The sequence below is a fragment of the Paracoccus sp. (in: a-proteobacteria) genome (assembly GCF_035556475.1).
Lineage (GTDB): Bacteria > Pseudomonadota > Alphaproteobacteria > Rhodobacterales > Rhodobacteraceae > Paracoccus.
Genome location: NZ_DATMFA010000113.1, coordinates 1 through 14827 on the forward strand (window position 1 = coordinate 1; position 14827 = coordinate 14827).

Annotated in this window: 14 protein-coding genes; 12 read left to right on the forward strand and 2 right to left on the reverse strand. The window is 64.0% G+C overall.

Going from position 1 to position 14827, the window contains the following annotated elements:
* Positions 1–280: 280 nt before the first annotated feature.
* Entirely contained in the window at positions 281–1813 is a 1533-nt protein-coding gene (locus tag VNQ78_RS16460) for an altronate dehydratase family protein (protein ID WP_325691746.1), read from the reverse strand.
* A 128-nt stretch (positions 1814–1941) separates the two neighbouring features.
* On the opposite strand from VNQ78_RS16460, the gene VNQ78_RS16465 reads away from it, so the two are divergent.
* The 12 genes from VNQ78_RS16465 to VNQ78_RS16520 all read left to right on the forward strand — a co-directional run bounded on the left by VNQ78_RS16465 (position 1942) and on the right by VNQ78_RS16520 (position 13736).
* Positions 1942–2625 carry an amino acid ABC transporter permease gene (locus VNQ78_RS16465; RefSeq protein WP_325691748.1) on the forward strand — a complete coding sequence of 228 codons (684 nt, stop codon included), beginning with the start codon at positions 1942–1944 and terminating at the stop codon, positions 2623–2625.
* Positions 2626–2641: 16 nt separating this feature from the next.
* On the forward strand, positions 2642–3289 hold the full coding sequence (locus VNQ78_RS16470) for an amino acid ABC transporter permease (RefSeq protein WP_325691750.1): 648 nt from the start codon (positions 2642–2644) through the stop codon (positions 3287–3289).
* 13 nt (positions 3290–3302) lie between these two features.
* A complete protein-coding gene (locus VNQ78_RS16475) occupies positions 3303–4031 on the forward strand; it encodes an amino acid ABC transporter ATP-binding protein (protein WP_325691752.1) in 729 nt (242 codons plus the stop codon).
* Between the two features lie 35 nt (positions 4032–4066).
* Positions 4067–4861 (forward strand): transporter substrate-binding domain-containing protein, encoded by a 795-nt coding sequence (locus VNQ78_RS16480; RefSeq protein WP_325691754.1) that lies wholly within the window; start codon positions 4067–4069, stop codon positions 4859–4861.
* Positions 4862–4925: 64 nt separating this feature from the next.
* A complete protein-coding gene (gene araD1 / locus VNQ78_RS16485; RefSeq protein ID WP_325691756.1) occupies positions 4926–5927 on the forward strand; it encodes an AraD1 family protein in 1002 nt (333 codons plus the stop codon).
* 150 nt (positions 5928–6077) lie between these two features.
* Positions 6078–7049 carry a GntR family transcriptional regulator gene (locus VNQ78_RS16490; RefSeq protein WP_325691759.1) on the forward strand — a complete coding sequence of 324 codons (972 nt, stop codon included), beginning with the start codon at positions 6078–6080 and terminating at the stop codon, positions 7047–7049.
* Positions 7050–7592: 543 nt separating this feature from the next.
* Positions 7593–8606, forward strand: coding sequence for an ABC transporter substrate-binding protein (locus VNQ78_RS16495; protein ID WP_325691761.1), 1014 nt, complete (start codon positions 7593–7595; stop codon positions 8604–8606).
* Positions 8606–9385 carry an ABC transporter ATP-binding protein gene (locus VNQ78_RS16500; protein WP_325691763.1) on the forward strand — a complete coding sequence of 260 codons (780 nt, stop codon included), beginning with the start codon at positions 8606–8608 and terminating at the stop codon, positions 9383–9385. Before VNQ78_RS16495 ends, VNQ78_RS16500 begins: the two co-directional genes overlap by 1 nt.
* 13 nt (positions 9386–9398) lie before the next feature.
* A complete protein-coding gene (locus VNQ78_RS16505) occupies positions 9399–10289 on the forward strand; it encodes an ABC transporter permease (RefSeq protein ID WP_325691766.1) in 891 nt (296 codons plus the stop codon).
* 85 nt (positions 10290–10374) lie between these two features.
* Positions 10375–11370, forward strand: a complete 996-nt coding sequence (locus tag VNQ78_RS16510) for an isopenicillin N synthase family dioxygenase (protein WP_325691769.1) — start codon at positions 10375–10377, stop codon at positions 11368–11370.
* 10 nt (positions 11371–11380) lie between these two features.
* Complete coding sequence (locus VNQ78_RS16515) at positions 11381–12340, forward strand: LysR family transcriptional regulator (RefSeq protein WP_325691772.1); 960 nt, start codon at positions 11381–11383, stop codon at positions 12338–12340.
* Positions 12341–12374: 34 nt separating this feature from the next.
* Positions 12375–13736, forward strand: coding sequence for a cytosine deaminase (locus VNQ78_RS16520; RefSeq protein WP_325691775.1), 1362 nt, complete (start codon positions 12375–12377; stop codon positions 13734–13736).
* Between the two features lie 68 nt (positions 13737–13804).
* Here the strand turns inward: VNQ78_RS16520 and VNQ78_RS16525 are convergent, their stop codons facing one another.
* Positions 13805–14809 (reverse strand): MsnO8 family LLM class oxidoreductase, encoded by a 1005-nt coding sequence (locus VNQ78_RS16525; protein ID WP_325691777.1) that lies wholly within the window; start codon positions 14807–14809, stop codon positions 13805–13807.
* Positions 14810–14827 lie beyond the last annotated feature (18 nt).

The following is a 14827-nucleotide window of genomic DNA, read 5'->3' on the forward strand; positions in this document are numbered from 1 at the left end:
CGGCGCTTCGTCCGATGACGGTCTGGGAGTTTGAACGCTCAGCCAAGCTCTAGCGCGGGTTTCATGTCAGGCGGCGGCTTTCACCGGTCGGTGGCAGCGTGCCGTATCAGGCCAGCCCCTCCTTCAACCTCCTATCACCTCGCGCGCGAAAAAAGCCGCCGCTCTCTTCAAAGCCGAAATCTCGGCCAGATGCGACCCGCATCTGGCCATTGCCGGAAACGCCGCCGCCGGAGCGGCCGTCAGCTCGCGCATCCAGCCACGCCAAACAATGCGTATCGCCTCAGGTGACTGCGCCGACCTGCCATGGCACGAATTCGTTGTCGCCATAGTCGAACTGTTCGGACAGCGTTCGCGCACCCGATGCGACAGCCAGGATCATGTCGTAGATACGCTGTCCCGCCGCCTCGATCGTGTCGGTGCCGCGGGCAATGTCCCCGCAATTGATGTCCATGTCCTCCTGCATATGCTCGAACATGACGGTGTTCGTGGCGATCTTGATCGTCGGCGACGGCTTCCAGCCCGAGACCGAACCACGACCGGTGGTAAAGCAGACGATGTTGCATCCCCCGGCCACCTGCCCCGTCACCGCGACGGGATCGTAGCCGGGCGTATCCATGAAGACAAAACCCTGCTCTGTCACCGGCTCGGCATATTCATAGACCGCATTCAGCGGCATTGATCCGCCCTTGGCCACGGCGCCCAGCGATTTTTCGAGGATGGTGGTCAATCCGCCCTCCTTGTTGCCATGCGAGGGGTTGTTGTTCAGCTCGGCGTTATTGCGCGCGGTATAGTCGCGCCACCATTCGATCCGTTCCAGCAGCTTCTCGGCCACCTCGGGCGATTTTGCGCGCCGGGTCAGCAGATGCTCGGCGCCATAGATCTCGGGCGTCTCGGAGAGAACGGTGGTCGCACCATTCCGCACCAGCAGATCCGATGCCACCCCCAGCGCCGGGTTCGCGGTAATACCGGAATAGCCATCCGATCCGCCGCATTCGAGCGCGATCTTCAGTTTCGACAATGGCTGCGATGTGCGGGTCGCAGCGTTCACCTCGGGCAGCATCTCGCGGATCATCGCGCAGGCGGCCTCGATAGTCTTTCGGGTGCCACCAAGCTGCTGGATGGTCATGGTGCGGAAACGGTTACCCTCTTCCAGCCGATAATGCTCCATGATCGGGCGGATCTGGTTGGTCTCGCAACCCAGCCCGATCATCAGGATGCCGCCGAAATTCGGATGCGTCGCATAGCCCTTGATCACCCGGGTCAGGTATTCGTAACCCTCGCCCTTGGTGTTGATCGCGCAGCCGCCGCCATGCGTCAGCGCAACGACGCCGTCGACATTGTCGAAGCCGTCCAGCCCGCCCAGCCGGTTGAAATGTTCGGCGATATAGCGCGACACCGTGGCCGAACAGTTCACGGTCGAGATGATGCCGATATAGTTGCGCGTCCCGACTCCGCCCAAGCCACGATCATAGCCCATGAAGGTGGCGCGCTCACCCTCGGGCAGCAGGCCCGGCCCCTGATTCTCCACGCAGAACTGATGCGTCTGCTTGCTGTCCACCATGGCGAGGTTCTGCAGATGCACATGCTGGCCGGGGGCGATGGGCCGGCTGGCGATCCCGATCACCTGGCCGAATTTGCGGACCTCCTCACCCTCGGCGATGGTGCGCAGGGCAATCTTGTGACCGCGCGGAACCGTCTCGGTGGCGGCAACGCCGGCGATTCCGATCTCTTCCCCGGCTTTCACCATACGTCGCGCCACACCCACGCTATCGGCGGGATTCAGCAATATGGCGGGATGTTCATCTAGCGACATGGCTTGCCCTTCAAATGACTATTGCATGCACTATTCACTCATGTTAGCTCCGATCGTCAAGGCTGATTCATTGGCCACCGCCGGATCGCAATCAAGAATCGGCGGCAGCGATCGAGGGAGGATCTGCTTTGCGTTATGACTTCGACTTCAGCTTTCTGGCCGATTTCTGGCCAGAGCTGGCGCGAGGCGCGGGGGAAACCGTATTACTGTCGTCGGCCGCCATCCTGTCCGGGTTTGTGGTTGGCACGGCGCTGGCCGTCGCCCGCGTACATGGAAAACGAACTATGTCAGCGTTAGCCGCTGGTTATGTCGAAATTATCCGCAATACCCCGCTGGTCGTGCAGGCCTTCTGGCTGTTTTTCGGACTGGCCGCGCTCGGGTTGCATGTCCCGGCCTTTCAGGCCGCCATCATCACGCTTGTCATCAATGTCTCGGCCTATACCGCCGAAATCATCCGAGCGGGCATGGAATCCATTCCGAAGGGGCAGCACGAGGCCGCGGATTGCCTCGCGCTCAGCCGAACGCAGGTGCTGTTCCATGTGGAGTTGCCGCAGGCGATCGAGCGTGTCTATCCCGCGCTGATCAGCCAGTTCATCCTGATGATGCTGGCAAGCTCGATCATGTCGCAGATCTCGGTCGAGGAATTGACCGGCGCCGCCTACGGCATCCAGTCGATCACCTTCCGGGGCTTCGAGATCTATATCGTCGTCGCGGTCATCTATCTGCTCCTGTCGGTCCTGATGCGTCTGGCGATGGAGATGGTGGCCCGCGCCGCCTTCACCCGGCGCCGGCGCCTCGGCACCCCGCTTTGACCCGGAGGAGGTAGGCATGAACACTTCTCTTTCTCTCGCCCATTACCTGCTGATCCTGCAGGGCGCGGGCTGGACCATCATCCTTTCCTTGATGGGCTTCGTCGGCGGCACGATCGTGGGCCTGCCCATCGCCCTTGGCCGGATATCCAAGAGCGCGCTGCTGCGCCGATCTCTGGCGGCCTATATCGCGCTGATCCAGGGCATCCCGCTGCCTATCCTGATGTTCCTGTGCTATTTCGGGATCTCGGTCATGGGCTTCAACCTGCCGGCGCTGGTGGCCGCGGGCCTTGCGATGACCGCTTATGCCAGCGCCTATCTGGCCGAGATCTGGCGCGGCTCGCTGCAATCCGTTCCGAACGCCCAATGGGAAGCGGCCGAGTGCCTGGCCCTGACCCGATTCCAGCGCATGACCCATGTGATCCTGCCCCAAGCGGTCAAGATCTCGATCCCGCCGACCATCGGCTTTCTGGTCCAGATCGTGAAGAACACCTCCTATGCCGTGGTCATCGGTTTTGCCGAACTGACCTATACGGCGCGGCTGATCAACAACTCGACCTTCAAGCCGTTCATCGTCTTCAGCATCGCGGCGGCCCTGTATTTCGCCCTCTGCTATCCGCTGTCGCATTATGCCCGCCGCCTAGAGCGCAAGCTCAAGCGGGCCTGAGAGGATGCAAGCCATGACCAACATCGTCGAATTCCGCAATGTCCGCAAATCCTACGGCCAGGTGGAAGTGCTGAAGGATGTCTCGCTTTCCGTGCCCAAGGGCAGCGTCGTTGCGCTGATCGGCCGATCCGGCTCGGGCAAGTCCACTGCGCTGCGCTGCGTGAACGGGCTGGAGACCATACAGGGCGGCGAACTGCATGTCTGCGGCCGCCGCCTGCACGAGCCGGGCACCGATCTGCGTTCGCTGCGCAAGGATGTCGGCATCGTTTTCCAGTCCTATAACCTCTTCCCCCACAAGACGGTCGAGGAAAACATCACCCTGTCGCCGCGGCTGACCAAGGGACTGTCCAAAGCGCAGGCCAAGGAGGTCGCTCAGCTCGTTCTGGCGCAGGTCGGCCTGTCTGAAAAGGCCAATGCCTATCCCGAACAGCTTTCGGGCGGCCAGCAACAGCGCGTGGCGATTGCCCGCTCGCTGGCGATGGAACCCGAGTTGATGCTGTTCGACGAGGTGACATCGGCGCTTGACCCCGAGCTGACCGGCGAGGTGCTCAAGACCATCGAGGCGCTGGCCCGGCAAGGCATGAGCATGATCCTCGTCACCCACGAGATGTCATTCGCCAAGCGCGTCGCGAACCAGATCGTGTTCATGCATCACGGGGTAGTCTGGGAAACCGGCGACGGATCGATGTTCGACGATCCCAAGACCCCAGAATTGCGCAATTTCGTGGGGAATGGCCTGTAGTTCCCGACCGGCTTCATTCCAAGGAGGAGAGACGAATGAAACTTACCCTGACCGCGGCCCTGTTCACGGCCACCGCCCTTTTCACCGGCATCGCCCATGCCGACAGCCTGGCTGACATCAAGGAGCGGGGCACGATCCGCGTGGCGATCGACCTTGGCGCGCCGCCCTATGGCCAGCTTGACGCGTCGGCCAAGCCCGCCGGCTCGGATGTCGAGGCCGCGACGGAACTCGCCAAGGATCTGGGCGTCACCCTGCAAATCGTGCCGGTCACCGGCCCGAACCGGGTGCCTTTCCTGCTGACCGACAAGGCCGATATCGTGATGGCCTCGTTCTCGATCACCGAGGAACGCAAGAAGGTCATTGATTATTCCGAGCCTTATGGCGTCGTGCCGACGGTGATCGGGGCGCCGAAATCGGTCAAGGCGCCGGATTTCGCCGCACTCGCCGGAAAGGCCGTGGCGGTGACACGCGGCACGACCTCGGACCAGGCCCTGTCCAAGGGTGCGGACGGAGTGGATGGGTTGCGGATCGTGCGTTACGAGGACGACGCAACCACCAATACCGCCGTCGCTACCGGCCAGCAGGATCTGATCGCGGCCGCCGCCTCGGTCATCAGCCAGGTCAATGTGGCCAATCCCGCCCGCGATCTCGAGATCAAATTCGTGATGAGCGCGGCGCCCTATGCCATCGGCATCCGCAAGGACGAACCGGAGCTGAAGGCGTGGCTTGACGAATGGGTCAAGGGCAAGATCGCCTCCGACGAGCTGAACACGATCTATAGCCGCCATTTCGGCATCGACCTGCCCGCCGAATTCCGCCCGGCCAACTGACCTTTCCTCCCCCCGGACGGGCCTCCCCCTTGTCCGGGGCACCTTTTCCGCAAAGGGCCTGACCATGCTGCTTTCCCAAATCATCGGCGCCGATGGCGCGATCACCGTCCTTGCCCGCGAGGATGGACAACCGGCGCGCGAGGTCAAGAACGCCGGCAGCGTCCATGCATTGGCGCTTGCCGCCGCGAATTCCGGCGTCCGGCTGGTCGATGTCATCGCCGCACACGGGTTTGGCGAGACGCATGATCCAGCGGATCTGGCCCGGCAGGGCCGCTACATCGCGCCGATCACACATCCCGACCCGGCGCATCTTCATTTGACCGGAACCGGGCTGACCCATCTCGGCTCGGCCGCGACCCGCGACGGGATGCATGCCGAGGAAAAGCAGCTCGAGGTCGGCGCGACCGACACGATGAAGATGTTCCGCATGGGCATCGAAGGCGGCAAGCCCCGGCCGGGCCAGCCCGGCGTCCAGCCGGAATGGTTCTACAAGGGGAACGGCCATGCCCTTGCCGCGCCGTTCCAGCCGTTGGTTTCGCCCGCTTTCGCGCTGGACCATGGCGAGGAACCCGAGATGGCGGGGATCTATGTCATCAACGATCTGGGCCAGCCTTTCCGCCTGGGTTTCGCCGTCTCGAACGAGTTTTCCGACCACGTGACCGAGCGTCAGAACTATCTGTATCTGGCCCATTCCAAGCTGCGCCCTGCCTCGGTCGGGCCGGAAATCCGGCTGGGATCGCCGCCCGCCGACATTCGCGGCACCAGCCGCATCCTGCGTGACGGCGTGGTCCTGTGGGAAAAGCCCTTCCTGTCGGGCGAGGACAACATGTCCCACAGCTTCGCCAATCTTGAGCATCACCACTTCAAGTATCCGCTGTTCCGCCAGCCGGGTGACATCCACATCCACATGTTCGGCACGGCGACCCTGTCCTTTGGCGACGGGATCCGTCCAGAGGAAGGTGACGTGTTCGAGATCGAGGCTCCCGGCTTCGGCCTGGCGCTGCGCAATGCCATCGCGGTCGACGCGCCCCAAACCGTGGATGAACTGGCCGTCCGCGATCTCTGACCGGCGCGACGCTTATCCCGGCTGCCGTGGCATAGAGGCATGGGAACGGAGTTCGCGAGATTTCCAGCTCCCGCGAAATGATCTTGAAGAATGCACTCCCTGGCCCAAACATCTCTGGAGCAGGGGTACTGCCATGAAAGCCGGGAAACGGTGAAGAAGAACCTTTATGAAGTCGTCCATGAAACGCTGACGCGGGCGATCCTGGACCGGACGTTTCCTCCGGGGACGGTGATCCTGGAAGGGCCGGTCGCCGAGCGGATGCATTTCAGCCGCGCGCCGGTCCGACAGGCCCTGTCCATGATCGAGGCCGAAGGTCTTGCACATCGCTTCGAGGGGCGGGGCCTTGTCGTCGGTCCGCCCGGCACGCCCCCGGATCGCGATTTGCTGGAACGGGTGATCTCGACCATTGGGCCGCCGTCGAACCACGTCGCCTTCTCGTGGCAAACCTTCATCGACGATCTCGAAGCCAAGATCGTCTATCAGGCCTTCTTCGGCGCGATCCGCATCAACGAGGTCGAGCTGGCGCGGCATTACGATGTCAGCCGCTCGACCGCGCGCGATGCCCTGATGAACCTGGAACCCCTCGGGCTGGTCGAAAAGGATGCAAGCTTTCGCTGGATGGTGGTGCCGCTGGACAAGCAGCGCATCACCGAGCTTTATCAGTTGCGCGATTTGCTGGAGCCCGTCGCGCTGCGCGAGACGGTGCGCCACATTCCCCGGGACGCAGTCGAGGACATGATCCGGCGCCATGAAACCGCTTTGCGGCGCTATCCCGCCGTGACGGCGGGCGAGCTATATGAGCTTGAGCTTGATCTGCATGTCCGCTGCCTCGAGCATTGCCCGAACACCACTTTCGTCAAGGTTCTGCGCCGCACCCATTGCCTGCTGACCCTCAGCAAGCAGATCATGGGCGTCCGCATCGAGATGCCCGAATACGAGCCGTTCATGAACGAGCATATCCGCATCTTCCGACATATCCTGGCAAGGGACGAGATGGGCACCGAACTGGCGCTGCGCGGCCATATCCATGCCTCGGCAAGCAAGGTCGAGGAACGCGCCGCGGTGATGCGCGAACGCTACGTTGCCGCGCCTCAACCGTTCTTTCAGCCGCTGGTGGCGTGACAAGAGTCATAAGGCGCGGTGCGAGAACAGCGGCAGCGCGGGGCGCGCGTCGGGGCGACACCGTACGTATTATTCGAACAGGCACGCGCACGGCCTCGGTCAATAGACGACGAAATCTTATGACCATTCTGCCGTCTCTCCATGAGTTTGATTATTTTCAAAATATTATCAAATTGCCCTGAAACGCGGCAGCGTGCTGCGCAAAGGATAGGCCCCCGTCAATCGGCGGCTAAAAACGCTGATTGTTGTTGCCGAAATCGGGACAGCGGACGCAGCATGACAGCAAGCGAGTAGAAGCGGTCTGGTGTGGAACCTGGACATTGCTCGGCGGTCAAACTGTCGAAGCGAGTCTTGGATGCATCCGAAATTCCCACAAACTGCCGCCCTTCCCCTACCCGTCTTCGAAAGGGGGCATCGCTGCCTTGACTGCCCGCTGCGCAGCAATCCCGAGAACGCGACTGCGCCCGCATGTCGGCCGGGGCGGATCGTAGAATTGCGTCAGGACAACGGCCTTCCCCAATGACCAACAGAGAGAAGAACGCAATGACGAAAACAAGCTCCGCCCGCCCGACCCGCCGCCTTGCGACCGCAATCGCCACGATATTCGCCCTGCTGGCCAGCCCCGCCCTGGCCGCCGACAAGGTCACCTACCAGCTTGATTGGCTGCCCGGCGGTGACAAGGCGCCGATCTATGTCTGCATCGACCAGGGTTTCTGCAAGGATGCCGGCCTTGAGATCGAGATCGCCCCGGGCCGCGGCTCGACCGACGCAATTTCGCGCCTTGCCGCCGGTTCGGCCGATATCGGCGTCTCGGATATCGGCGCGCTGATGGCCGCCCGGGCGCTGGAGAAGGTCGGCGTGACGGCCGTGATGTCGATTTTCAACAAGGGCCCGCATGCCTTCTACACCGTCAAGGGCTCGGGCTTCGAGGCGGTGGGCGACGTCAGGGGCAAGAAGATCGCGACCTCGCCCTTCACCTCGTCGAATGTCTTTCTGCCGCTGGTGCTGAAGGATGCCGGTATCGCCGAGAACGAGGTCACCGTCATCAAGGCCGAGCCGGGTGCGCTCGGTCCGATGCTAATGACGGGTCAGGTCGATGGCATCATCGCATGGCTGACCGACGATACCCGCTATACCAATCAGGGCAAGGAAGCCGGCAAGGAAATTCAGGCGCTGCCATGGTCGGCGGCGGGCCTGAACCTGTATTCGGCCTCGCTCATCGCCAATGACGCCTTCCTGAAGGACCGCCCCGATGTCGCGCGCCGCTTTGTCGCCGCCTTCAAGCAGTCGATCGAATTTGCCAAGGAAAACCCCGAGGCCGCTGCCAGATCGGTGAAGAACATCGTCGCCGAACTGGCCTCGGAGGATGTCGAAGGCTCGCTGAATGACGCGATGAAGCTGGTCTATAACGAAGTCACCGAAAAGGACGGGCTGGGCGTTTTCGAGCCGGGCCGTCTGGCCGAGACCTGGGCCCGCGTCGCCGCGGCGCAAGGCATCGACCCGGCCAGCTATGACGCGGAATCGACCGTCACCCGCGAGATGATTGCGGCGAAATGATGATCCAGCAGCCCCCCGCCATCCGCTTTGATCGTCTTGGGCAGGTCTTCCAGACCCGCTCGGGCCGGACCGAGGCCCTGCGCGATGTCAACTTTGACGTGGCGCATCATGAGTTCCTTGCCATCCTTGGCCCTTCGGGCTGCGGCAAGTCCACATTGCTGCGGATGATCGCGGGGCTGCTGAAACCCACCAGCGGGCAGGTCGAGGTCTTCGGCATGCCCGTCACCGGACCACGCGACGATATCGGAATCGTGTTCCAGAAGCCCACCTTGCTGCCATGGGCCACTGTCGAGGATAACATCGTTTTCCCGGTGCGCCACAAGACCGGTCGCGTCACGCCTCGCGACCGCGACCGGGCGCAGGAATTGCTGGCGATGGTGGGGCTTGAGGGTTTCGGCAAGCGGCTGCCGGACGAGCTGTCGGGGGGCATGCAGCAGCGCGTGGGAATTGCCCGCGCCCTGCATATGGACCCCGACATCCTGTTGATGGACGAGCCGTTCTCGGCGCTGGATGCGCTGACGCGCGAGGTTATGGGCTTCGACTTGCTGGGCATTTTTGCCCGGAAGCCCAAGACCGTCGTGTTCATCACCCATTCGGTCAGCGAGGCCGCGCTTCTGGCCGATCGCGTGCTGGTGATGTCGGGGCGTCCCGGCATGGTCGCCAGCGAGCATCTCGTGCCGGTCGACCGCCCGCGCGGACCCGAAAGCATGAAGGACGCGGCCCTTCTGGACCTGACCGCCGATCTGCGCGACCGGCTGATGATGCGCGAGGTGGCCTGAAATGAAGGATGCCATGACCCAAAGCCAGACCGTCCCCGCCAAGGCATCCCGCCCTGCCCCCGTCCGCCCCGCGCCCGCGCGCCCGGTGGCTGCGGCCAGCACAGCCCCCATGTCGCAGGACAGTCGCCCGCTGCTGCCACGTCTGGTCGACCTGCCCGGCGTGACCACCGGCGCCACGCTGATCGGGACGGTGCTGCTATGGGAAATCGCCGTGCGGATTTTCGCGATCCCATCCTATTTGCTGCCCGCCCCCAGCGCGATCCTGAACTCCTTCGCCGCGATCGGCTTCTCGCGCTGGATGCTGCATGTCTGGTCAACCCTGCGCGTCGCGCTGCTGGGCTTCGGGCTGGCCATCGTGGTCTCGGTCCCGCTGGCCATGGTGATGATGCGCTCGGCACTGCTGTCGAGGACGCTCTATCCGCTGCTGGTCATCGTGCAGTCGACGCCCGTTGTCGCCATTGCGCCAATCATCATCGTGGCGCTTGGCGCGGGCGACCTGCCCCGCGTGGTCATCACCACGCTGATCACCTTCTTCCCGCTGGTCGTCTCGACCGCGACCGGCCTTGCCGCGACGCCGCCGGAACTGATCGAGCTGTCGCGCAGCCTGCGCGCCCCGGCATGGCGCGAGATGACGCAGATCCGCCTGCCCTATGCCGTGCCCTATATTTTTTCGGCGCTGAAGATCTCGATCACGTTGGCCGTCATCGGCGCGGTGGTGGCCGAATTCGTCGCCTCCGAGGCGGGGGTGGGCTATTTCATCCAGTTTTCGACCTCCATGTTCAAGTTGCCGCAGGCATGGGCCGGGCTGATCGTTCTGGCCGCAATGTCGCTCTTGCTGTTCCAGGTCGTGGTGCAGGTCCAGAAGCGCGTCTTCCCCTGGAGCCTGCCCAAGTCGGAACATTGATTTTTACCCGGAGTAGAAGCGTTCAGGCCCCTGGGGTCGGGAAATTGCTCCCCAACCGCCCGCAAGGGCATTCAAGGAGACTGCAATGTCCAATGCAAACTACGCTCTGGCCGAGCTGAACAAGGAAACCACGATCGGCGGCGAAGGCACCACCGTCGAACGCGCGATCCCGGTGATCGACCTGTCGGATTTCGAGAACCGCAAGCACGAGATCGCGGATGCCCTCTGGACCGCCTCGACCGATATCGGCTTCTTCCAGGTCTATAACCATGGCATCGCGCAGGAAGACATCGACGCGGCCTTCGACAACGCATGGGCGTTCTTCGAGCTGCCGCATGAGGTCAAGGCGCAATACCCGATGCCCAAGGGCACCAATGCGGGTTGGGAGTTCAAGGCCCAGGTCCGCCCCTCGACCGGGACACCCGACAACAAGGAAAGCTATCAGGTCACCCGCCCGCTGATGGGAGGCAAATGGCCGACCGAGGCGGAGCTGCCCGCCTTCCGCGAGCGCGCTCTGCGTTTCGAGCGGCAGAACTGGGAACTGGGAATGCGAATTCTGTCCTGCTTTGCCCTGAAGATGGGCTTTGCCGAGGATTTCTTCACGAAGGCGCATGACCCGGCCTCGGACCAGTATCAGTCCACCCTGCGGATGATCCATTACATGTCGATGGAGAATGCCCAGCCCGAGGATTTCAAGGCATGGCGCGCCGGCGCGCATTCCGATTTCGACTGTCTGACCATCCTGCACCAGAAAGAGGGTGAAGGTGGGCTGCAGGTCTGCCCGGGCAAGGATGCCGCGACCGGCCAATGGACCGACGTTGCTCCGCGCAAGGGTTATATCACCTGCAATATCGGCGACATGCTGATGCGCTGGTCGGATGACCAGCTGCAATCGACCCTGCACCGCGTCCGTATGCCGCGCGAGGGTGAATATATGGGCCGCCGCCTGTCGCTGCCCTTCTTCTGCCAAGCCAACCGCGATGCGCTGATGGTCGGCCCCTTGGGCAAATACGAGCCGATGACCGCGGGCGACTACCTCACCATGCGGATCAACGCGAACTTCGCCGCGATCAGGAAGTGAGGCATTGAGAATGGGCCTTCCGGGTGACATCGTCAGGGCGACCCCCGCCACCGACCCCGGAAGGCTGATGCTGCATGGACGCGCCCTGCGCTATATCGACGAGGTCGCGCGTCAGGGCTCGATCCGCAAGGCGGCGCGGGTGCTGAATGTCTCGCCCTCGGCGGTGAACCGTTTTGTCCTGGAAATGGAAGCGGATCTCGGCGCGCCGATCTTCGAGCGGCTGCCGAAAGGTCTGAAGCTGACCACCTCTGGCGAGATGCTGGTCACGCATATCCGCGAGACGCTGCGCGCCCATGACCGGATGCGGGCGCAGATCAAGGCGCTGAAGGGACTGGGCCGGGGCGAGGTCACCATCGCCACGATGCAGACGCTGGCCGCGGGGCGCCTGGCCGAGGTCGTGGCGGATTTCCGCGACGCCCATCCCCAGATCAACCTTTGCGTCATGGTGGGCAACCGGCCCGAGGTGATCAATTGGATCGCCTCGGGTCAGGCAGAGTTGGCGCTGGCCTATAACCTGCCGCAGGATGCGCGCCTGCATCTGGCGGCCGAGTTCCGCCACGCGCTGGGGGCGGTCGTGGCCCGCAACCATCCGCTGACGATCAAATCCTCGGTCCGGCTGTCGGATTGCCTGATGTATCCGCTGGTTCTGGCCGATCCCAGCCTCTCACTGCGCGAGGTCGTGCAGAATCTCGCGCCCGCCGGTGTGACGCTGAAACCCGTGGTCGAGACCAACTCGACCGAGATGATGAAACGCCTTGTCCGCCGCCCGCCTCATGTCACAATCCTCAACCGGGTGGATGTGGATCAGGAGCTGCGCGACGGAGACCTCGCCTTCCTTCCGCTGGAAGCGGCGGCGGGGCGGCAGCGGCTGATCCTGGCGCATCGCGCCCGTGGCCAGCTTTCCCCGGCGGGAAGCCGCTTCTTGCAGATGGCGCAACGCATGTTCGCCTCGGACCCGGACCGGAGCTGATCCGGCAGATGATTTTCACGGAAAGACCAAGCTGATGGATGACCAGTCGATTCCCCTCGCGGCGCAGATCCGCCGCCTTGACGGCCAAAGTCGGGTGACATTGAAGAATGCCCGCGTGCCGCAATCGCTGCTGCTGGACGGGGCGCCCCCCGGGGCGATGCCGGATGGCGACGATGCCGCGCTGATCGACCTGCTGATCGAGAACGAAACCGTCGCCGGCATCTCTGCCGCGGGGCAAATCTCTGCGGGCGCGCCCGCGATTGATCTGGACGGGCGGCATCTCTGGCCGATGCTGGTCGATGCGCATACCCATCTCGACAAGGGCCATGTCACCGGCCGCGCCCCGGATTCGGGCGGAACCCATGCCGGCGCGCGCGAGGCTACCACGCGGGACCGCATCGCCCATTGGCGGCGCGACGACCTGCTGGCGCGCATGGATTTCGGCCTGCGCTGTGCCGAAGCGCATGGCGTTGCCGCCATCCGCACCCATCTCGACAGCCATGAAGGTCAGGGCGAGGAAAGCTGGGCCGCTTTTGCCGAGACCCGCGCCGCATGGGCCGGAAGGATCGGGCTGCAGGCCGTGGCGCTGGTCCCGGTCGATGTCTATCGCACCGATTACGGCGCTAAACTGGCCGATCTGGTTGCCACGCATGGCGGCCTGATGGGTGGCGTCACCCGCGCCTCGGGCGGAACTCATGGCGGCGGGCTCGACGATCTGGACGAACTGCTCGATCGCCTGTTCACACTCGCCAAGGAACGTGATCTGGACATCGACCTGCATGTCGACGAGGCAGCCCAGGCCGGCGCGCTGCCCCATGTCGCCCGCGCCACGATCCGTCACGGCTATCAGGGCCGCGTGACCTGTGGGCATTGCTGTTCGCTGGCGCTTCTCCCCGAGGCGGAGTTGGACGCGACCATCGCCCTGATCGCCGAGGCTGGGCTGCGCCTGATCACCCTGCCCACGGTCAACATGTATCTGCAGGACCGCCAGCCGGGCCGAACTCCGCGCTGGCGCGGCGTGATGCCGCTGCATGAGCTGCGCGCGGCAGGCGTGCCGGTCGCGGTCGCGGGCGACAATTGCCGCGATCCCTTCTACGCCTATGGCGACCATGACATGCTGGACACCTGGCGCGAGGCCGTTCGCATCCTGCATCTCGACCATCCCTTCGGCGATGCGCCTTCCCTTGCGGGTCCGGCCCCGGCCGCGATCACGGGCTTTGATGCGGGTGGTATCAGGAAGGGGGGCCGGGCGGACCTGATGATCTTCGAGGCCTGGCGTCTTGAGCAGTTGATCGCCCGCCCGCAATCCGACCGCCTCCTGCTCCGACGCGGCGCGAGCCTGCCCGTGAAGCCGCCATCCTATACCGCCCTGAACGGATTGGTCGGGCGCGGCTGACAAGGGAAAGGCGCTGACCGGACTCGACCGGAGATCCCCGGCTTCGGCGAGCCGGGTGCGCCCCCGCGCTAGCCCTTGGCAAACTCCCCGGCGATGGCGGCATAATGTTCGCGGCGCATCGCCGGATCGGGCAGCGCGTCCTGCAGCATGATCTCGTCCGCGCCGACGGCTTCGGCCATCGAGAGCAGGCGTGATCGCAGCGCGGCGAGGGGTGTGATCACATACATCGGCCAGTCCCCGGTTTCGGCCGGCCATACGCCGCCTGCCATGCGGATCGCTTGCGGGATGTCAGGCAGGGCCTCGGGCATGGTCGCCAGACGCCGTCGCTGGTCGAAGGCCCATCGCAGCGGCATCGCGCGCGCCTCGGCCTCGGCCATGGTTTCGGCCGTGCTGAGGCGCAGGGCCAGAAACACCTTTGGCGCGTCAGGCAGCCCCGCGCGCGGCGAGGGGCGGAACGCATGGCGATAGGCGGCCGCAGACGCCACCGCCTCCTCCGGGCGGTGGAATGCGGAAAGGGCCAGCGGCAATCCCAGGGCGCCGGCACGCGCCGCGGACGCCGCGCCGACCGCCATGATCCAAGGCAGCGGCGGCGCCACATCGGGCATCACCTTGAGGCCGGCGAAAGCATAGCTGTCGGGGAGGTCGGAATAGAGGTGGCCCAGCAATTCCTCGGTCTTTTCCGCCTGATCATGCGCAGGCTTCCGGGTGCGGTCCGCCTGAAGCGCAAGGTCCGGCAGCACGCCCGAGACCGACTGGCCAATACCAATGTCGATCCGGTCCGGCGCCAGCAGCGACAGGGTCTTGGCGGTCTCGGCGATCTTGTAGGGACTGTAATTGTTCAGAAGCACGCCCCCGACGCCGATACGGATGCGGCTCGTCTCGCGCGCCAGCATCAGCGCGACCAGCATCGGGTCGGCGCAGACCTCATAGGGGACGGCGTGATGCTCGACGATCCAGTGCCGCGCGAAGCCCAGAGCCTCCAGATGGCGGGACAGGCCGATGGTCTCGGCCATGGATTGCCGGCTGTCCTGCCCCGGCGCGATGAGAAGCTGATCGAGAAGCGAAAGTTTCATGGCATGCCTTGGTGGCAG